This is a genomic window from Nannocystis punicea (genome assembly GCF_026965555.1).
GTDB classification, from domain to species: Bacteria; Myxococcota_A; Polyangia; order Nannocystales; family Nannocystaceae; genus Nannocystis; species Nannocystis punicea.
Genome location: NZ_CP114040.1, coordinates 10,467,455 through 10,487,431, shown reverse-complemented (window position 1 = coordinate 10,487,431; position 19,977 = coordinate 10,467,455). Strand labels below are relative to the sequence as shown.

Below are 19,977 nucleotides of genomic sequence, written 5' to 3'. Positions count from 1 at the left end.
GTCACTCACCAGTGTCTGCGGCCCCAGCCGTCGCGCCGACGGCCCCAGCCGTCGTCGTCGTGACGACCCCAGCCGTCGCGGCGGCGTCGGCCCCAGCCGTCGTCGTCGTGACGACCCCAGCCGTCGCGGCGGCGTCGGCCCCAGCCGTCGCGGCGACGTTCCTCGTCGGCGCGGACCGCCTCGTCCGACTCCTCGTCCTCGTCCTCCTCCGTCAGCTCGTCGACCGCTTGGTCGTCGACCGCTTGGTCGTCGACCTTGGTCGACCTCGGCTTCTCCTCGTCGGCCGCCTCGACGGCCAGGTCCTCCTCGTCGATCGCATCCGCCTCGTCGCACGCGCTCGTCACGAACGCGGTCGCGAGCGCGAAGATGGTGGTATGAATCCAGGTGTACTCGGTGATTCTCATTCGCATGTCACTCCTCCACCACGCCATTGGCCAGTGGCGAGACGCGTCTATGCTTCGGGTCGAGGAGGGCATCAAGCGAGCTCAGTCGAGAATCATGGCACCCGGCGAGCGGCCATTCACCCGACGTCCGCCCGCGTGGCGGCCCCGCCGGGCCCAGGCCCGCGCCCGCGCGGGCGTTCGCGCGGACGCGTGAGCGGGCGAGGAGCGGGCGGACTGCATCGCCGGCGATCGGCGCTATCCCGCCGGCCATGCCCACGTCCGCTGCCTCGTCCGTCGCGTCGCGCGCCTCGCTGGCGCGCCGGCTGTTCGCCACCGTCGACATCGCGTCGCTTGCGGCCTTCCGCCTGCTGTTCGGCCTCTTGATGCTCGTCGAGGTGTGGAACGACATGCCCGATATCGGCGAGCACTACGTCGAGCCGGAGTTCCACTTCACGTTCTTCGGCCTCGACTGGGTGCGGCCGCTCGCCGGCGACGGCATGTACGTGGTGTTCGGCGGGCTCGGGTTGGCGGCGCTGTGCGTCACGATCGGCCTGTGCTACCGCCTGGCCGCCGCGCTGTTCTTCGTCGGGATCTCCTACGTGTTCCTGATCGAGCAGGCGCTCTACCTCAATCACATCTATCTGATCGCGCTGATCAGCTTCTTGATGATCTTCGTCCCCGCCCACCGCGCCGCCTCGGTCGACGCCTGGCTGCGGCCGCGGCTGCGCGACGACGCGGCCCCGACGTGGGCGCTGTGGCTGGTGCGGGCGCAGATCGGGATCCCGTACTTCTACGCCGGGCTGGCCAAGCTGAACCCGGACTGGCTGCGCGGCGAGCCGATGCGGATGTGGCTGGTCCAGGGCGAGGAGCTGCCGATCGCCGGGCCGCTCCTGCGCGAGTGGTGGGCGCCGTACTTCTTCAGCTACGGCGGCCTGGTGTTCGACCTGCTGGTGGTGCCGGCGCTGCTGTGGCGACCGACCCGCGCGCTCGCGTACGTGCTGGCGCTGTGCTTCCACCTGATCAACGCGGCGGTGTTCTCGATCGGCATCTTCCCGTGGGTGATGATCGCGGCCACCACGATCTTCTTCGAGCCCGACTGGCCGCGCCGCCTGTGGAACCGCGCCGCCGCCCGCGTCGGCGCCCCCGCCTCGCCGCCGCCGCTCCTCGCCCGGCCGCCGGCGCGGCTCGGTCGCGCGCAGCGGGCGACGCTCGCGGCCCTGGCGATCTACGTCGGCTGGCAGCTGCTGTTCCCGCTGCGCCACTGGCTCTACCCCGGCGACGTCGCGTGGACGGAGGAGGGCCACAAGTTCGCGTGGCGCATGAAGCTGCGCGACAAGGACGGCTACGTCCGCTTCTTCGCCACCGACCCCGAGCTCGGCGCGACGTGGAAGATCGACCTGGCCGGCCGCCTCCGCGGCTGGCAGCGCGGGGAGATGAGCGGACGGCCGGAGATGATCCTGCAGTACGCCCGCTTCCTCGCCGACGACCTGCGCGCCCGCGGCCACGCGGCGATCGAGGTCCGCGTGGTCGCCCTGGTGTCGCTCAACGGGCGCACGCCGCAGCCGCTGATCGACCCGACCGTCGACCTGGCGCGCGTCGAGCCGTCGCTGCTGCCGTGCCCGTGGATCGTCCACGAGTTCTTCGACCGCTGACCGGGCGATTTCGCGCGCAGCCCGTGACGGGGGCCCGAAACACCCGCCACAGGCGCGTTCGGAGGTCTATTGACTATGATTCAATAGACGCTAGGCTCGATCGGGTAGAGGAGGATCTCGATGCAACACGCCCCCGCCGACCTGGGACCCATCAAGCCGCGAGCGATGGACTTCGACCTCGACGACATGCCGCGCTACTGGATGGCGGGGCTGCCGGTGTCGACGGCGATCGGCAACGCGCTGCACCTGATCTTCCCGATGGGCGAGCGCTTCTTCGTGCGGGCGGTCCGCCACTACATGGGCGAGATCGACGACCCGACGCTGCGCGAGCAGATCCGCGGGTTCTTCGGCCAGGAGGGCCGCCACGCCCACGAACACGAGCGCGTGTTCGAGACGCTGCGCGGCCAGGGCTACGACATCGACACGTTCCTGCGGGTGTACAAGCGGGTGGCGTTCGACTTCATCGAGCGCGTCAGCCCGCCGGCGCTGCGGCTGTCGGTGACCGCGGCGCTCGAGCACTACACCGCGATCATGGCCGAGGGGGCGCTGGGCCACCAGGGCACGCTCGAGATGGTGCACCCGAAGATGCAGCGGCTGCTCCGCTGGCACGCGGCCGAGGAGATCGAGCACAAGGCGGTGGCCTTCGACGTGCTCAAGCAGGTGCACCCGAGCTACGCGCTGCGGATGGCCGGGATGGCGCTGGCGACCACGCTGCTGGGGGCGTTCTGGGTCGCGGGCGCGACGATGCTGCTGCGCCAGGAGAAGGGCCTCGGCCTGCGCGAGGGCCTCCGCCAGCTGCGGGCGACGCAGCAGCGCGAGCCGATCGTCCGCCGGGTGTTCCTCCGCGGGCTGCGCGAGTACCTGCGGCCGAGCTTCCACCCGTGGGACAACGACAACCTCGAGCTGGCCCGCCGCAGCTTCCAGATGCTGGCGGAAGAAGCGGCGTGACGGCGACGACCGCTCCGCGGTGAGCGGCGCGACCCGAGGCGCGTCCGCGAGGACCGACGCGCACGACAGCGCCGGCGGTCCGCGCGGCGCCGGCGGTCCGGCGGCGCGATGCGAGCGTCGTCGACGACAGGACCTCGGTTGCTCGCTACCTGGCCTTTGGGTCATTTCCATCGACGCCCAGGAGCGTGCCGATCCGTGCGTCGCGGCAATCGCGCACGCCGAGGGCACGAATGCGCGCGTCCTGCTCGCGGGCCTCCCTGCGCGGGCGTTCGCGGTTCGCCGGGCGAGGCGCGGGCAGCTCGCTGGACGGCCGCGAGGTCCCGGCTCACGAAGCCGCGAGATCGTGGGAGGTCGAGGAGCATGGCGCACAGCAGTTTCATGGTCGACGCCAGGACGCACAGCATCTCGGGCGGAGCGGCGCTCGACACCGGGATCGCGCTGTCGCCGGGGCAGCTGTTGCTCGTCAACGTCGACCCCGCACAGACGTGGAGCGCCGGGGTCGCCGACCGCACCTCGAACGCGAACGGCCTCGGCAACCCGCTCGGCGGCGATTACGGGCTGCACAGCCGCGGCGCGCAGTCGTTCCTGTTCGGCGCCCTGGTCGGCAGCCTCGACGGCGGGAGCACGTTCTTCGGCGTCGGCACCCACCTGAGCATGACGATCCTGACCGAGGGGACTCTCAGCTTCTACTACTGGGACAGCAACCACGAGGACAACTCGGGCCACATCCGCGTGGTCGTCCAGGTCTACGACGGGCCGCGGGTCTGAGGCCGCGCGGCATCGAGTGTCTCGAAGGACAGGTCTCTTCGGACGTGTCGGTCGAGCGACCCCGGCGAGCCGCGGTCTCGGCGGCGCCGGCGGGCCGCGGCGCCGGCCCAGGCCCGATCCAGTATGTTCTTTGGGACAGATCGTTGCCCCTCGCGGTCGGTTGACACCCGTCGTCCGGGGTTCCTATCGTCCCCGGCATGTCGAGCTTTCAAATTAGTTTCATGGCCGCCGGGTGGGTGCTGCTCTTCGCCGCTTGCCCCGGCGAGAAGGGCGACACCGATGCGACGTCGACGGACGACAGCAGCGATTCGGCGCCGACCGACCCCGCGTCGAGCACGTCGCCCACGAGCAGCGGCGGGCCGGCGCCGACGGAGCCGGGCACGAGCACGGGGCCGGCGGCCACCGAGAGCGTGACGGCCGCGAGTGATTCGACGGAGTCGTCGACGACCAAGGATTCGACGACCGACGTCCCGGTCGATTGCGCGGAGGTGGAGTTCCCCGACCCGGCCCTCGAGTTCCGGGTGCGCGAGCTCTTGCAACAGCCGGACGGACCGCTGCTCGGCGCGGACGTGGCCGGGCTGAAGGAGTTCACCGGCGGCGCGATGACCATCGTCGACCTCACCGGTCTCGAGTGCGCCACGGGCCTGCGGATGCTCGAGCTGGTGTGGCACGAGGTCGGCGACCTCGGGCCGCTCGCGGGGCTGGCGACGCTCGAGCGGGTCGAGCTGCTGGGGAACAAGGTCACCGACCTAGGGCCGCTCGCGGGGCTCACGGGGCTGCGCGACCTCGGCCTTCACGCCACGAACGTCGTCGACCTGGGGCCGCTCGCTGGATTGGCGGCGCTCGAGATCTTGAACGTCTCCGGCACGGACGTCGCCGACCTCGGGCCGCTCGCCGGGCTGGGCGCGCTCGACATCCTGGACATCAGCGACACCGCGGTGGCCACGCTGGCGCCGCTCGCGGGCCTGACCGGCCTGCGCAAGCTGATCGCCCCGGGCTGCGATTACCTCGACGTCGAGCCGCTGGCCGGCCTGACCGGGCTGGATCAGCTCGACATCTCCGGGACCGCCGTGGCCGACCTCGGCCCGCTGGCGGGCATGAAGGCGCTCGAGCGCTTGAGCATCCACCACACCGACGTGGACGACCTCGAGCCGCTCACGGGCCTGCCGATCCACTCCTTCCACGCCGAGAGCGCGCTGATCTCCGACCTCACCCCGGTCGCGAGCTTCCCCACGCCGACCATCATGCTCCTGTCCGACAACCAGATCGTCGAGGCCGACCCGCTGGTCGGGTCCGGCTGGGACGCGACCGACAACCCCGACGAGTGCCTCGAGGTGCACATGACCGGCAACCCGCTGTCGGCCGACTCCCTGGCGGCCGCGCTGCCGGCGTTCTGCACCGCCACCGGGGCGTGGGTGTTCGCCGACGGGCTGTTGGAGTGCCCGGGCGGGCAGCAGTGCGTCTTGCCGTGACGCGAGCGCCTCTTCGGCCATGTCGGAAAAGACATGGGCGAAGGGACAGGCTCAGCGCTTGCCGCCGAGGCCGATCACGACCACGCCGGACAGGATCACCGCTGTGGCCAGCCAGGTGAGCGGGCCGACCGATTCGCCGGCCAGGGCGGCGCCGAGGACGATGGCGACGACCGGGTTGACGTAGGCGTAGCTGTTGGCGACGGCGGGGCGGGTGCGGCGCAGCAGGTAGCCGTAGGCGGTGAAGCCGATCAGCGAGCCGCTGATCACCAGGTGGGCGACCGCGGCGATCGACCTGGCCGAAGGGACAGCCGGAGACTCGCCCAGCAGCGCGGCCAGGACCGCCATCATCAGGCCGCCGGCGAGCATCTGCGAGGCCGCGGCCATCGGCCCGGCCGGCAGCGGGCGGGTGCGGCCGAGCACGACGCCGAGCGCCCAGCAGACCGGCGCGAGCAGGACCAGCAGGGCGCCGAGGCCGGCGCCGGCCAGCTCGCCGCCGAGCTGCAGGACGGCGACGCCGACGAAGCCGAGGCCGAGGCCCAGCCACTCGCGCACGGTCGGCGGCTGGCCGGCGGCGCGCCCGAACAGGGCGGCCCACAGCGGCATGGTGCCGACCACCAGCGCGACCAGGCCGGAGCTGACCCACTGCTCTCCGAGCACCACGAAGCCGTTGCCGGCCACGAACAGCAGCGCGCCGGTGAGGAACGAGGTCCGCCACTCGGCGGCGGTCGGCCGCGGCACGCCGAGCAGGCGCAGCCCGGCGTAGAGCACGCCGCCGGCGATCAGGAACCGCGCGGCGCCGAGCGAGAACGGCGGGATGGTCTCGAGGGCGACGCGGATCGCCAGGTAGGTCGAGCCCCACAGGAAGTACACCGCCAGCATCGCCGCGACGATCAGCAGCGGGGGCCTCGCGCGCGCGGGTCGGGCCGCGGCGGCGGCGGCCCGGTCCCAGGCGATCCGCACGGGCGGGGCGATCCAGACGCCGGAATGGGAAGCCATGGCCACAGCATGGGCCGGCGACCCCGACCGTAACAGATGCAGAAAGGCCGCGATGGTACCAGTACAGTTCCGGTTCGCTGCAACTGTGCCGGTCGCGCCCCCGCCGGGCTGTGCTGGTCGCACCCGCCGCGTCGGGGTAGGCTGGTGTCGTGGACGCGCAGTCGTTGCTCTACGAGCGGGTGGCCGCCCACGTGGCCGGGCTGATCGAGCGCGGGGCGCTGCGCCCCGGCGACCGCGTGCCGTCGGTGCGGCGCCTGAGCAAGCAGCAGGGCGTCAGCGTGTCGACGGTGATCCAGGCCTACCAGCACCTCGAGGGCAGCGGCCTGATCGAGGCGCGGCCGCAGTCGGGCCACTACGTGCGCCGGCGCTGCGCGACGTTACCCGAGCCGCGAGCGCCGCGGACGTCGACGACGGCGTCGAAGGTGTCGGTGGCGAGCCTGGTGGCCAAGGTCTACGGCGCCGCTCGCGACCCGCACATCGTGCCGTTCGGGGCGGCCACGCCGAGCCCGGAGCTGCTGCCGACCGACCGCCTCAACGGCACCCTGGCGCGGATCGCCCGCGCCTCCGGGGCGGTCGGCGTGGCCTACGATCCGCCGCCGGGCTGCCCGGCGCTGCGGCGACAGATCGCCCGCCGCGCGGTCGAACGCGGCTGCACGGTCACCGCCGACGACGTGGTGACCACCGTCGGGGCGATGGAGGCGCTCGGCCTGTGCCTGCGCGTGGTGGCCCAGCCGGGCGACACCGTGGCGATCGAGAGCCCGCTGTACTTCGGCCTGCTGCAGCTGATGGAGGGCCTGCGGATCCGCGCGCTCGAGATCCCGTGCCAGCCGGGCACCGGGATCGACCTCGACGCGCTCGAGGAGGCGCTCGCGGTCCACAAGATCAAGGCGGTGCTGACCCTGCCGGTGGTCAGCCAGCCGCTCGGGGCGTCGATGAGCGACGCCGCCAAGCAGCGCCTGGTCGAGATGCTGGCGCGCCGCGACATCCCGCTGATCGAGGACGACATCTACGGCGAGCTGTACTTCGGGCCGACGATGCCGCGCCCGGCCAAGGCGTTCGACGAGGCCGGCCTGGTGATGCTGTGCTCGTCGTTCACCAAGACCCTGGCGCCCGGCTACCGCGTCGGCTACGTGATGCCCGGCCGGTTCCGCGACCAGGTCGAGCAGCTCAAGTTCGCCAACAGCGTGGCGACGCCGACGCTGCCGCAGCTGGCGATCGCCGACTTCGTCGAGAACGGCGGCTACGAGCACCACTTGCGGGCGATGCGGCGCAAGCTGCAGGCCCAGGTCGAGCAGGTCAGCGCCGCGATCGCCGAGCACTTCCCGGCCGGCACCCGGGTGTCGCGCCCGGCCGGCGGCTTCGTGCTGTGGGTCGAGCTGCCGCCAGGGACGTCCGCGCTCGAGCTGCACGCCCGCGCGCTGGCCCACAGCATCAGCGTCGCCCCCGGGCCGATCTTCTCCGCCAAGCCGCGGTTCGCCAACTGCATCCGCATGAGCTGCGGCTACCCGTGGTCCGACCTGCTGGCCCACGCGGTCCGCACGCTCGGCCGGCTCGCCCGCGAGGTCGCCGAGCGGCCGGGGCCCGAGCTGGCTTGATGGGCATGTTCTTTGGAGAATGTTTTATGGGACATGATGTGAAGGTCATGTCCTGGGTGACCCTGTAGAGGACGCTCGGCGCGGGTGGCGACGGCCAGGCGGTTCCGCAGGCCGCGAGGGCGACTGCCAGGTCGCCGGCGGCCGGGTCCACAGCCGGCTCGAGGGTGAGGATCTTCAGGCATGTTTTTAAGAACATGCCGTGAAGGTCATGTCCGTACGAACATGTAGAGGACGCTCGGCGCGGTGCGGGTGGCGACGGCCAGGCGGGCGCCGTCGGCCGTGAGGGCGACCGCGAGGCCGCTGGCCGGGCTCTCGGGGCGGAACGAGAACGGCTCGCCGTCGCCGGCCAGCGCGGCCGCGCGGAGGCGCAGGCGGTTGTCGGGGTCGCGGGCGACGACTGCGACGTGGCTGCAGTCGGACGCGACGACCAGCTCTTCCGGCAGGCGCTCGCCCCACAGCGCGCGCAGGCCGAGCGGGCGCGGCGACCACACGCCCCACTCGAGCAGCACGAGGTCGCCGAGCGCGTCGCTCACGGCGATCAGGCCGCGCGGAGCGGTGCGCACGGGGCTGTACACGAACACGGCCGGCAGCGGCTGCTGCGGCGTCGGCTGCAGGTTCCACCCCTGCGGATCGAGGTCGATCGTCTGCAGGAAGAGCGGGCCGGAGACGCGGCTGGTGAACCACAGCTGGGCGCTGTCCGCGGCCCCCGACGGCCGCTGGCTCGCGCTCCACAAGCACCTCGACGTGCTCGAGCTGTGGTACCGGCGACGAACAGCGCGCCGTCGCCGGCGAAGTCGAGGTCGTTGCGGATGAACCGCGGCGCCGGCACCGGCGCGAGGTCGCCGGTCCGCAGCAGGCGCACGCTGTTGTTCTTGTCGCTGGTGAGCAGCGCCAGCCGCTCGCCGTCGGGGGACAATCGCAGCTGGCCGATCGCGGTGTCGGTCGCCAGCTCGCGCTCGAGTCGATAGGTCATCCGGGGTCTCGCCGCGGCGACGCTAACACGGGCGAGGGGCGAGTCACCCGTCGCAGCTGCCGGTAGCGAGGGTCCCCCGGCGGGAGACCAGGAGGCCGAGCGGCGCCTGTCCTCGAGGCAGCTGCGCGCTCTCACGCGCGCCCGACGGGCGGCGGCGCGGGCGGACGAGAGGCCCGTCGCGGGCCTGTCTCTCAGGGCAGCTGCTCGCGGGCCGACGCCGAGGCCGACCCTCGGTCGCGCGCACGGCCTGTCTCTGAGGGCAGCTGCGCGCGGGGCGGCGTGGCCGACCTCGCGGTCGATCTCGACCTGTCTCTCAGGGCAGCTGCGCGCGCACCCACGCGCGCGCGCCCGGGCGGGCGGCGGCGCGGGCGGACACGAGGTCGCGCTCGACCTGGGACATGTCCGCAGGGACAGGCAGCTCGGCGGCCGCGGCGACCTCCAGCAGGCGGGCGCGGGCGCGCAGGCCGAGGCGGGCGAGGGCGCCGACGAGGATGTCCCCGGGGACAGGCTGTCCCGAAGGCAAGGCGGGCGCGCCGACGGCCTCCCGGCGCGGCGGGTCGGCCAGCTCGACCAGGGCGAACGCGCACTCGAGCCAGGCCAGGGCCTCGGCGAGGGCGAAGCGGACGCCCTGGTCGTGCCACGCCTTGTGCCCGCGCAGGCGGCGGCCGAGGGCGACGAGGGCGTCGGCGAGGGCGACGAAGGCGGTGAAGCCGACGCCGCCGTCGATCGCCTCGAGGGCGCGCGCGTGGGCCGGGAGGTCGAGGTGGCGGACCGGCGCCCGGGCGTCGCCGAGGGCCGCAAGCGGGCGCACGGGCGCGGCGAACATCGCGGCCACGCGCGGCAGCGTCGGCTCGACGTCGTCGCGCGACTTGACGAGCTGCGGCAGGCGCAGGCTGAGGTCGTTCAGCATCAGGTGGCTGGTGCCGTCGAACACGCCGTAGAGGGTGACGTCGCGGACGAACTTCTCATAAGGCCGATCGGCGAGCAGGGCCCGGCTGGAGACGACGCGCCGGCCCTGCTCGACCGCCTCCTCGGCCAGCGCGCAGCAGGCCAGCTTGGCCGCGGCGGTGTAGACCGCCGCGCCGATCCCGAGCGCGTTGGCGGCCACCGCCGCCTTCACCGCCATCGCCGCGGCGGCGAGGTCGAGCTCGGCGTGGGCGACGAGGTGGTCGGCGATCGGGTCGAGGCCGACGATCGGCGCGCCGTAGACGTCGCGGGTGTGGGCGTAGGCCAGCGCCAGCGCCAGCGCCCCCGAGGCGCAGCCGGACGCGAGCCCGCTGATCCCGCCGCGCGACAGGGTGAGGGTGCGCTGGACCAGGCTGAAGCCGTCGCCGAGCTTGCCGATCAGGCTGTCCTCGGGGACATGTGTGCCGTGGAACCGGACCCCGGCGATGTCGGCGGCCCGCGCCGGCAGGGTCGACCAGCGAGGCAGGGCCTCGACGCTGTCGTCGCGGTCGACGCAGAACACCGAGAAGTCGCCGAACGCGACCGCACCGCCGCGGGCGGTCCGCATCAGCGCGACCAGGACGTCGTGGTGCGTGGCGCCGTTGATCAGGTGCTTCTCGCCGGTCAGGCGGAAGCCGCCGTCGGGGTGCGGGGCCGCGGCGGCCTCGTTGCGCAGCAGGTTCGAGCCGTGGTCGAGCTCGGTCAGCAGCATCGCCGCGAACGCGCCGTCGTTGATTTTTGTAAAAATTCGGCTGCGTAGCTCGGGGCCGGCGCCGAGGTGCACGGGTAGCAGGGCGAGGGCGTTGACGCCGAGGGTGATCGCCAGCGAGCCGTCGACGGCGGCCGCGATCGCGTTGAGGCCGCAGAGGTGGAACACCTCGGCCTCGTCGGTGTAGAGGCGGGCCACGCCGATCCGCCGCAGCGCGGCGACGATCTCGGCCGGATAGGCGCCCGCGCGCTGGCCCTCGTGCAGCGAGGCCTGCACGTCCGGAGCGGCCAGCAGCTCGGCGACGCCGGCGAGGACCGGGTGACGCAACACGTCGACAGGGCAGAGGCGGGTCCAGACGGGCAAACCGGGCACGCGCGGAGCTTCGCACGTCCGCGCCCCCGCGCGGGATCCCGCCGGGCGTGAGACCTCGCGGACATCGGGACGTCTTCGGGGCGGGGCGTCAACGGACGAGGGGGAGACCGCGAGCGGGCGCGAGCCGCCACACGGCCTGCCGGCAGTCCACTCGCGGGGTCGGAGGAGGGGCACGGCCGTGCGCGACCGCGGCAGACCCCGCGCGCGGACGCCGACGCCAGGAATGCGGGGACCCGGCTCACGCGTTGCCGAGTCGTGCGCGCGCCCGCCCGTCGCCCGTCCCGACTCGCCCCTGCCTCTGTCGGATCGGACATGTCCTTTCGGACAAGTTGGCCGGGCCGTCGCCAGCCCCCGCTCTCCGGCTCTGTCTCTGTCGCATCGGACATGTCCTTGCGGACAAGTTGGCCGGGCCGTCGCCAGCCGTGGCTCGCTGGCTCTGTCTCTGTCGCATCGGACATGTCCTTGCGGACAAGTTGGCCGGGCCGTCGCCAGCCCCCGCTCGCCAGCTATGTACCTGTCGCATCGGACATGTCCGTTCGGACAAATGCGGCGGGCGCGCCGGCCCGTCGCTCGCTTCGGCTCGCCGGCCTCCTCCTCGCTGTCGCCGCGGCCATGTCCTTTTGGGCAGGTTGCCCCGCCGACAGCGGGCTCGCCGCGGGCGCGGGGGAGGCCGCGGCGGTCGAGGCCCCGCGGCCCGCTTTTGAGAACACTCTGGCGGCGATCGCCGGCGAGCGGGCCCGGCTCGGCCGGCGTTATGCGGCCACCACGGACCCGGCGAAGCGCGCGGAGATTCGCGCCGAGGCGCGCAAGTACTTCCGCGACACGGTGGTGCGGGAGGTGTTCCCGGCCTGGCTCGGCATGCCGTGGGGGCTCGGCAAGAACAGCACTGCGAATCGGCCGCACGCGCCGGGCCAGACGGTCGCGTGCGGTTACTTCGTCGCCGCGGTGCTCGAGAACGCCGGCCTCGAGCTCTCGAGCCGCTACAAGTACGCGCAGGCGCCGGCGCTGACGGTGCAGAAGGCGCTGGCTCCGGCGCCGGCCGACCTCCACCGCTACTTCAGCGTCCCCGCCGAGGCTCTGGCCGCGAAGATCGCCGGGCTCGGCGACGGCCTCTACATCATCGGCCTCGCCAATCACATCGGCTTCGCCGTGGTCGACGGCGCCGAGGTCCGCCTGGTCCACGCTTCCTACACCGGCGAACAGGTCGTGACCGACGAGCCGCTGGTGTCGGCGCAGGCGATCGCCGACTCGCGGCCGAAGGGCTACTTCGTCACCCCCGTGATGCACGACGACCGCCTCGCCGATCTGTGGCTGCGCGGCGTCCCGGTCCCGCTGTGAGCTGCGCGGGCGGGGTTCGCCGAACCCCGCTTCGGGGCCGGGACCGCGGCGGACGCCGACAATGTGACGGCCCGCGCCCTCGGTGCTAGGTTGCGCGCGATGTCCCGCCGTCGCGCCGCGCTCCTCATCCTCGCGCTGACCGCCTGTCGACCGGCAGCCGAGCCGGCCGTGGTCAGCGCACCCGACGCGGGCCCCGGGCTCGACGAGGCGGCGATCCGGGCGATCGTCGAAGACCCGGCCAGGCCGGCGGCGGAGCGGGAGCTCGACCCCGGGCGCAAGCCGGAGGAGCTGCTGCGATTCTTGGCCCTGCGCCCCGGGATGCGGCTCGCCGACCTCGGGGCTGGCCGCGGCTACACGACGTTCCTGCTGGCCCGCGCAGTCGGGCCTGACGGCGTGGTGTACGCGCAGAACAACAAGTTCGTCCGCGAGCGGTTCCTGGAGCCCGCCTGGACCGAGCGGCTGAAGACGCCGGAGCTGCGCAACGTGGTCCGCGTCGACCGCGAGTTCGACGACCCGCTGCCGCCCGAGGCGACGGACCTCGACGGCGTGATCAACGTGCTCTTCTATCACGACACCTACTGGATGGGCACCGACCGCGCGCGCATGAACCGGGCGATCTTCGCCGCCCTGCGCCCCGGCGGCTTCTACGTCCTCGTCGATCACAGCGCGGGCGCGGGCGCGGGCGCCAGCGAGGCCGAGTCGCTCCACCGCGTCGAGGAGTCGATGGTGATCGACGAGGTGCTACAGGCGGGCTTCGAGCGCGCGGGGTCGGCGGAATTTCTCCGCAACCCGGACGACCCGCGCGACTGGAACGCGGCGCCGTCGGCCGCGGCGGCGGCGGGGAAGCGCGGCACGGCCGACCGCTTCGTGGTCCGCTTCGTAAAGCCCGCGGCGCTCTGAGCCGGCCGCCACCCGCGGCCCGTGCACCCGCATCCAGGTCTGGCCCCAGGCCCGCTCGATCTCCCGGTCCTGCAGCCGGTCGCGCCGCCGCTCGAGCGCCTCGCCCAGCGGCGCCACCAGCAGCAGCGGCAACAGGAGCATGGCCACGAGCGCCTCCATCCCGTCCAGTGTGACGCCGCCGCGACCGCCCGGCCACTCGCCGACGTGACGCGGTCGGCTCGGCGCGGCCACGCGCGGGGCGTTCACGAACGAGAGTGTCTTTGAAGGCATGTCCTCATGGGCATGCTCGAAAAGACAGATGACACGCCGCGCCAGTCGTCGCCGCCACGGCCGCGTCCGCTGGCCGCGCAGGGGGCGCCGCGCGGCCGGCTTGACAGCTCGATGTCGTCGGTCACGGTTGCGTTCGGAGGACGCGCCATGGCACTACCCAAGCCGCTCATGGACTCGCTGCTGTCGCAATACCGCGGCGAGTTGTCCGCGATCGAAGCTTACGACCGCGCGCTGCAGAAGTTCGCCGGCCAGACGGAAGAGGGCGCGTTGCGCCAGCTGCGGGAGGACCACGTCAGCGCCGTACGGCGTCTCGGGGCGATCATCCGCCAGCACGGCGGGGTCGAGCCGGACAGCTCGGGCGCGTGGGGCTCGCTGGCGACCAGCCTCGAGGGGCTGGCCTCGATCGTCAACGACGAGGTCCCGCTGCGGGTGCTGCACCGCGGCGAGGTGGTCGGCTACGAGGGCTACGCCAAGATCCTGGCCGACCCGCTGCTGGCGAGCGAGGTCGTGCAGGAGCTCCAGATCTTGCTCGACCACTCGCAGGACCACCTGATCCGCCTCGAGACGATGCTCGAGGCCCTGCCCGCCGCGCCCAACCGGCCGATGATCTGAGGCCGCTGGACGCGGGCGGCGGCCTGGTCCATCGTGAGTGCATGCACTTACGATGGATTGAGCTGTCATCTCCGCTGATCGCGCTCGCCTGTCTGCTCCCGGCCTGTGTCCCGCAAAAGGCCGACACCGGCAGCACCGGCGAGCAGACCACGACCACGAGCGACACGTCGGGCCCGGCCGCCAGCACCGAGGCGCCGGGGAGCGAGAGCGAGGGCGCGAGCACGACCACGAGCGCCGTCCCGAGCACGAGCGTGGCGACGAGCCCGGAGGAGACCACGAGCGCCACCAGCGGGCCGCTCACCACCACCGCGGACTCGCAGAGCTCGACCAGCGGGGGGCTCCAGCACGCGGTCTGCGAGGTCCCGTTCCCCGAGCCGGCGCCGCCGCTGCCGCCGATCAACTTCGCCCCCGACGCGACCCCGCGGTTCGACGACTGGACCGACCTCGACTGCGCCGGCCTCGGCGCGACGGCCTGCGGCCGGCCGGAAGACCCGCCGTGCAACGGCCTATGCCTGCGCGGCACCGAAGACGGCCCGGGCGTGTGCACCTCTGCCGACATCGACATCTGGTGCGACGGCGAGGGCGAGGCGATCGGCTACGCCGAGGGCAGCTGCTGGGCCTGCTCGCCGTCCGAGGTGCGGGCGCTGGCGTGCTGCGAATTCCCCGACGGCTACGACTGCCGCCACTGGCCCTACCCGAGCGACGGCCCGCCCGGGAGCATCTGCGCCCGCCACGAGGACTGCGAGGCGGGGCTCGTCTGCGGCGCCCACCGGGGCGAGGGCTACGGGATCTGCCAGTGCCCCGGCCTCGACCCCGAGGACGTGGCGCCGCCGCAGAGCTGCTTCCAGCAGTAACTCGCGAGGACGACTTCGAGGCGGTCGAGCAGGTCGCGCGCCACGCACGTCCACGAGAGCGCGTGCCCTGTCGGCAGGCTCGATCGCTCATGTCTTGTCGAGACATGCGGACGACGGTGAGCCTGCGCGAGACGGCCTGCCCTTCGGGGCAGGCGATCAGGCCGCGGGCGAAGTACGTGTCTGAAGGAGCATGTCCCGAGGCGAATGTCTGAATCAACATGCTCGATAGAGCATGTCTTACGAGACATGCCAATATGTCGACCGTCGCCACGCCTCGGCGCCGTGAAGCGGAGATCGACCGCGAGAGCGGCCGGCCTCAGCCGAGGATCACGCGGGCCACGTCCTCGGGGACGGCCATGCGCGCGGCGAGGGCGAGGAACAGCTGGCGGCCGACGGCGACGTGGTCGCTGCCGCGGATCAGGCGGGCGATCTCGTCGAGCGCCTGGCCGCGGCGCTCGGGCTCGGCGAGCTGCAGGGCGCCGCCGAGCTCGTCGAGGGTGGGCGCCTGGTCGAGCAGGCGCAGCGCCCGTTTGCGGCGCGGCTCGCTGAGCGGCAGGCGAGCCAGCAGGGCGCCGTACTCGGCCCGGCCGGCGTCGTCGATCGGCTGCATCGGCTCGCGGGCCGCGTCGGCGCGGCGGTGCAGCATCATCGCCGCGAACGCGGCCACGTACTGCGCCAGCTCGTTCGCCTGCGCGGTCCAGGTCTTGCGCCAGCCCTTCAGCTGCTCGCCGTCGACGCCGAGCAGCTCGCCGACGCGGTCCAGCACCGCGGCCTCCTCGGCGCTGCCTTCCCCGTCGACCAGCGCGATCGACCACGCGCTGCGCAGGATGTCGGGTGTCCGCTCGGCCGGCGGTCGCGGCAAGCCGCGGGCGTGGTCCCACAGCGCCGCCCTGTCGGCGAACCGATCGATCCACGCGTCCTGGTCCTCGCGCGCCAGCTGCTCGTTCGCCAGCCCCAGGATCCGCGCCGCCTCGCCGCCCTTGAGCACGCCGTCGGCCAGCGCGACGAGGCCGGCCGAGGTCAGAGTCCACGCTTGTTCGTCGGTGAGCGCCACGGGCCCACGTTAGCCAGCTTCGCCCGGTGCGTCACCCCGAACGTGCGGGCGCCGGCGAGCCCACGAGCGACCCACCATCATATCCGCCTTCGCCCCCGAAAGAGAAGTGGTTTCGCGCAGCGGCGCGGACGGCCGGGAAACAGGGCCCCTGAGCGGGCCTTCTTGATGACACTCGCGGGCCGGGACGCATGGGGACTGACGGGGACGCGCCGAGACCAGAGGGGACTTGTGGGGACATGCCGAGCTCGGGTATGGTGCGGGCGAGGCTACGTCATGGACTTCAGGCAGCGGACTCGACACGAGATCACCCGCGACGTCCGGATCACCACCGCGGGCTTCGCCCAGGAGCTCGTCAAGACCGCGGTCGCGTCGCTGCAGCGCGCGGCGCTCAGCGACAGCGACCCGGACGTCGCGCGGCTCTTCGACGAGGTCGACGCGCTCGTCGACCGCTTTCGCAGTCATCACCGCGAGCTCAGCAACGCGCGGGTGCTGCGGCGCGGCACCCGGCTGGCGCGGCCGCCCGATCCCGGCGTACCGGAGGCGGCGCGGCCGTTCTCCTACGTGGGCACGTACTTCGGGGCCTACACCGACTTCGACGCGTTCGCCCGCGGCGCGCTCGGCTTCTCCGGGCGGATCCACCCGCGCACCGACCTCGCGGGGATCGGCCTCGACATGCACCTGCAGCGGCACTTCTGGACCGTCGAGCGCCAGGGCACGCTGTACGCCTTCCGCCTCGGCGACGACGGCGACCCGGGCGAGGCGCAGCAGGCCGAGCAGGTGCGCGCGCTCCTGCGGGCCCGCTTCGGCGACGACGGGATCGACGAGGCCCTCCCGGTCTACGCCGGCAAGTTCGACAGCCTCACCGCGTTCGTGCGCGACTTCCTGTGGCGGCTGCCCTATCCGACATGGCTCTTGATTCATGTCGACGTGTCCACTCTCGGCTACGAGTGGAGCGTCGACCGATCGATCTTCAGCCTCGCGGCCGGCGAGGGCGGGATGCACGTGTTCATCCGCCGCGATCCGCTGTCGCACTGGCGCTATCAACTCCCCGTGTGACCCGGGGCGCCCTGCGACAGTCCACGCGCGGCTCGGCGGTGACGGTCGCAGCGCCGCTCGACGTCGACGTGCGCGCCTCGCCACGGTCGACCTCGCGCGGGGCGTCGGCGGGTCCGCGCGTGCGCCGGACGTCGGCGGGCTCCGCAGTGTCCTCGAGTCGCGGGTGGTGCTCGAGACACGCTCGCTCCTCATGTCCACGGTCATCGTCCCGAGTCACCCGTCCGCCGCGCGCCGCGCCGCCGGCACCGTCACCGCCGGTCTGCTGGCGCTCGTAGCGGCTTGCCAGGGAGACATGTCCTTCGAGACATGTGAAGACATCGCCGCGATCGACGCGCCGATCGCCCCGCGGTCCGACCCCGAGCCGGGTCGGCTGGCGGGGCTCACCGCCGCCCACAACGCGGTGCGAGCCGAGCTGGGCATCGCTCCGCTCACCTGGTCGCCGGAGGTCGCCGCCTTCGCCCAGGAGTGGGCCGACAAGCTGGCCGCGATGGGCTGCGTGATGCAGCACCGGCCGTACCAGGGGCCCGACGCGCAGAAGTACGGCGAGAACATCTTCAGCAGCTGGGGCTACATGCCGACCGCCCAGGACGTCGTCGACAGCTGGGCCGTCGAGGTCGCGGACTACGACGCGATCGCCAACACCTGCAGCGGCGTGTGCGGCCACTACACGCAGGTCGTGTGGGCCGACAGCGAGCGCCTCGGCTGCGGCATGGCCAGCTGCGACGACCAGGAGGTGTGGGTCTGCAACTACGACCCACCCGGCAACATCTGGGGTCAGCGGCCCTACTGACCCGCGCGGGCGCGCCGCGATGTCAGCGGCGCGCGATCAGCACCAGCCCGGCGATCAGGAGGCCGAACGGGATCAGCGAACCCAGGTCGCCGAGCTCGGCGGTCTCGCCGAAGTTGATCGCGTGCTGCACCGAGGGCGCGAGCGCCAGCAGGGCCAGGCCGATGCCGGCGATCGCCCCGCCGGCGATGAGGCCGCTCGACATCAGCACGCCCGGGCTCGACTCGGCCTCGAGCTCGCTCTCGGCGGCCAGGCCCACGGCGACGCGCCGGCGCGTGCGCGCGCGGTCGGCGAAGTGACGCACCAGGCCGCCGATGAAGATCGGCGCGCTGGCGGAGATCGGCAGGTACACGCCGACGGCGAACGGCAGGGCGCTGACGCTGGCCAGCTCGAGCGTGACCGCGATCATCACCCCGAGGATGACGAGCACCCACGGCAGCTGCTGGGTGAGGATGCCGTCGGTGATGAGCGCCATCAGGCTGGCCTTCGGCGCGTCGTACTTGACCACCGGCGTGCCGTCGTCGCGCTTCTTGACCCGACCGTTGATGCCGGGGTCGACCAGGTACTTGATCTTGCCTGCCTCGTCGACCAGGTACTTGCCGGCCGGGATCCCCTCGCGCGGCTTGGGCAGCTGCAGCACGCGGTAGCTGGCCGAATCGTTCAGCGCCTCCGGCCCGCGCAGCGGCTCGGCCGGGCCGAGCGGCACGTCGGCGGGCGCGAGCACGCCGACGGCCTCGTGCTCGAGGGTGAAGACGGTGCTGGCGTTGTTGAGCAGCAGCAGGGTGAAGCCGATCACCAGCGCCGAGGTGGCCGAGCCGAGGATCATCGTGATCTGCTGCCGCCGCGGGGTCGCGCCGATCAGCGCGCCGGTCTTGAGCGACTGGGCGGTGGTCCCGCCGACGCTGGCCGCCACGCAGACGACGCCGGCGATGGTGAGCGCGCCGAGGCGGTGCTCGGCCCCGACCCAGTCGGCGGCGAGGAAGATCAGGCAGGTCAGCAGCAGGGTGGCCACCGTCATGCCGGAGATCGGGTTCGACGACGAGCCGATCTCGCCGGTCAGGCGACCCGACACGGTCACGAACAGGAACGCGAACAGGCCCATCAGCAGCGCGCCGAGGAAGCCGACCGGGAAGAACGGCGACAGGCTGATCGCGGTGATCACCGCCAGCGCGCCGAGCAGCACCGTCTTCATCGACAGCTCGCGCTCGGTGCGGACCACCTCGGTCTTGCCCTTGTCGGCGCCGAGCGAGGACAGCCCGGCGCGCAGCGACGAGACGATGGTCGGCAGCGAGCGCGCCATGCTGATGATGCCGCCGGCCGCGACCGCGCCGGCGCCGATGTAGAGCACGTAGGCGTTGCGGATGTCGTCGATGCCCATCGACGCGATCGGCTTGGTGGCCGGGAACACCAGCGCGTCGGGGCTGGCGCTGCCGAAGAACTTGATCATCGGGATCAGCACCAGGTACGACAGCACGCCGCCGCCGAGCATGATCCCGCCGACGCGCAGGCCGACGATGTAGCCGACCCCGAGCAGCTCCGGTGAGATCTCGGCGCCCACCGAGCCGCCCGGCAGGACCCCCGGCGTGTTCACGGTGAGCGTGCCCTGCGGCGTCACCACCGTCTTCGTCCCGCCCGAGACCCACATCGGCACCTCCTTCCACAGGTGCGCGCCCGCCATCGCCAGCTTGTAGAACAGGCCGACGAAGAAGCCGGTGAACACGGTCCGCGCGGTCGCCCCGCCGCGCTCGCCGACCTTCAGCACCTCGGCGCAGGCGGTGCCCTCGGGGAACGCCAGCGTCTTGTCGGCCATCATCGGCCGGCGCATCGGCGAGAACAGCAGCACGCCGAGGATGCTGCCGAGGATCGCCACCAGCATGACGCGGCCGATGTCCATGTCGTAGCCGAGGATCATCAGCGCGGGCATGGTGACGCCGACGCCGAACGCGATCGACTCGCCGGCCGAGCCGGCCGTCTGCACCGTGTTGTTCTCGAGGATGGTGGCGCGGCGGGTCCCGAGCGCGCGGCTGAGCGCGCGCAGGACCGTAATCGCCAGCACCGCGACGGGGATCGAGGCCGAGACTGTGAGGCCGACCTTGAGGGTGAGGTAGATCGACGAGGCGCCGAACACGATCCCGAGCAGGACGCCGAGCAGCAGCGGCCCGCGCGTCAATTCGGGCGGGTCGCGGTCGGGCGGGACGGGGATCGGGAGGGCTTCGCCGGCAGACACGCGGCGACGGTAGCCCATCCGCGCCCAGCGGTCACGTGTGGAGCCGCGGCGGGCACGGCGGCGGTT

At 72.7% G+C, this 19,977-nt stretch carries 17 protein-coding genes; 11 read left to right on the top strand and 6 right to left on the bottom strand.

Translation table 11 applies throughout. The annotated features are described in order from the left end of the window. Positions 1-5 precede the first annotated feature (5 nt). Positions 6-410, bottom strand: a complete 405-nt coding sequence (locus O0S08_RS40210) for a hypothetical protein (protein ID WP_269034792.1) — start codon at positions 408-410, stop codon at positions 6-8. A 242-nt stretch (positions 411-652) separates the two neighbouring features. Between O0S08_RS40210 and O0S08_RS40205 the strand changes: the two genes are divergently transcribed. The 4 genes from O0S08_RS40205 to O0S08_RS40190 all read left to right on the top strand — a co-directional run bounded on the left by O0S08_RS40205 (position 653) and on the right by O0S08_RS40190 (position 5,223). Further along, positions 653-2,035, top strand: a complete 1,383-nt coding sequence (locus O0S08_RS40205; protein ID WP_269034791.1) for an HTTM domain-containing protein — start codon at positions 653-655, stop codon at positions 2,033-2,035. Positions 2,036-2,155: 120 nt separating this feature from the next. Then, positions 2,156-2,983, top strand: a complete 828-nt coding sequence (locus tag O0S08_RS40200; protein ID WP_269034790.1) for a metal-dependent hydrolase — start codon at positions 2,156-2,158, stop codon at positions 2,981-2,983. 360 nt (positions 2,984-3,343) lie between these two features. Next, on the top strand, positions 3,344-3,751 hold the full coding sequence (locus O0S08_RS40195) for a hypothetical protein (protein ID WP_269034789.1): 408 nt from the start codon (positions 3,344-3,346) through the stop codon (positions 3,749-3,751). 221 nt (positions 3,752-3,972) lie between these two features. Then, entirely contained in the window at positions 3,973-5,223 is a 1,251-nt protein-coding gene (locus O0S08_RS40190; protein ID WP_269034788.1) for a leucine-rich repeat domain-containing protein, read from the top strand. Positions 5,224-5,274: 51 nt separating this feature from the next. Here the strand turns inward: O0S08_RS40190 and yedA are convergent, their stop codons facing one another. Then, a complete protein-coding gene (yedA, locus tag O0S08_RS40185) occupies positions 5,275-6,219 on the bottom strand; it encodes a drug/metabolite exporter YedA (RefSeq protein WP_269034787.1) in 945 nt (314 codons plus the stop codon). Between the two features lie 149 nt (positions 6,220-6,368). On the opposite strand from yedA, the gene O0S08_RS40180 reads away from it, so the two are divergent. Beyond that, a complete protein-coding gene (locus tag O0S08_RS40180) occupies positions 6,369-7,814 on the top strand; it encodes an aminotransferase-like domain-containing protein (protein ID WP_269034786.1) in 1,446 nt (481 codons plus the stop codon). Between the two features lie 206 nt (positions 7,815-8,020). Here the strand turns inward: O0S08_RS40180 and O0S08_RS40175 are convergent, their stop codons facing one another. Beyond that, positions 8,021-8,548 carry a hypothetical protein gene (locus O0S08_RS40175; protein WP_269034785.1) on the bottom strand — a complete coding sequence of 176 codons (528 nt, stop codon included), beginning with the start codon at positions 8,546-8,548 and terminating at the stop codon, positions 8,021-8,023. 552 nt (positions 8,549-9,100) lie between these two features. Continuing rightward, on the bottom strand, positions 9,101-10,813 hold the full coding sequence (locus O0S08_RS40170; RefSeq protein ID WP_269034784.1) for an acyl-CoA dehydrogenase family protein: 1,713 nt from the start codon (positions 10,811-10,813) through the stop codon (positions 9,101-9,103). Between the two features lie 612 nt (positions 10,814-11,425). Here O0S08_RS40170 and O0S08_RS40165 point away from each other — a divergent pair. From O0S08_RS40165 to O0S08_RS40150, 4 genes are all read left to right on the top strand, one after another. Beyond that, positions 11,426-12,151 carry a hypothetical protein gene (locus O0S08_RS40165; RefSeq protein ID WP_269034783.1) on the top strand — a complete coding sequence of 242 codons (726 nt, stop codon included), beginning with the start codon at positions 11,426-11,428 and terminating at the stop codon, positions 12,149-12,151. Between the two features lie 99 nt (positions 12,152-12,250). Beyond that, positions 12,251-13,051 (top strand): class I SAM-dependent methyltransferase, encoded by an 801-nt coding sequence (locus O0S08_RS40160; RefSeq protein ID WP_269034782.1) that lies wholly within the window; start codon positions 12,251-12,253, stop codon positions 13,049-13,051. Positions 13,052-13,468: 417 nt separating this feature from the next. Next, positions 13,469-13,933 (top strand): ferritin family protein, encoded by a 465-nt coding sequence (locus tag O0S08_RS40155; RefSeq protein WP_269034781.1) that lies wholly within the window; start codon positions 13,469-13,471, stop codon positions 13,931-13,933. Positions 13,934-13,974: 41 nt separating this feature from the next. Then, on the top strand, positions 13,975-14,787 hold the full coding sequence (locus tag O0S08_RS40150) for a hypothetical protein (RefSeq protein ID WP_269034780.1): 813 nt from the start codon (positions 13,975-13,977) through the stop codon (positions 14,785-14,787). Positions 14,788-15,103: 316 nt separating this feature from the next. Here the strand turns inward: O0S08_RS40150 and O0S08_RS40145 are convergent, their stop codons facing one another. Then, entirely contained in the window at positions 15,104-15,841 is a 738-nt protein-coding gene (locus tag O0S08_RS40145) for a TerB family tellurite resistance protein (protein WP_269034779.1), read from the bottom strand. Positions 15,842-16,114: 273 nt separating this feature from the next. On the opposite strand from O0S08_RS40145, the gene O0S08_RS40140 reads away from it, so the two are divergent. Together O0S08_RS40140 and O0S08_RS40135 are read left to right on the top strand one after the other, a co-directional pair. Continuing rightward, positions 16,115-16,897, top strand: a complete 783-nt coding sequence (locus O0S08_RS40140) for a hypothetical protein (RefSeq protein ID WP_269034778.1) — start codon at positions 16,115-16,117, stop codon at positions 16,895-16,897. Positions 16,898-17,087: 190 nt separating this feature from the next. After that, positions 17,088-17,687, top strand: a complete 600-nt coding sequence (locus O0S08_RS40135; RefSeq protein WP_269034777.1) for a CAP domain-containing protein — start codon at positions 17,088-17,090, stop codon at positions 17,685-17,687. A gap of 22 nt (positions 17,688-17,709) precedes the next feature. On the opposite strand, the gene O0S08_RS40130 is transcribed toward O0S08_RS40135, so the two are convergent. Then, complete coding sequence (locus O0S08_RS40130) at positions 17,710-19,911, bottom strand: OPT family oligopeptide transporter (RefSeq protein ID WP_269034776.1); 2,202 nt, start codon at positions 19,909-19,911, stop codon at positions 17,710-17,712. Between the last annotated feature and the right edge of the window lie 66 nt (positions 19,912-19,977).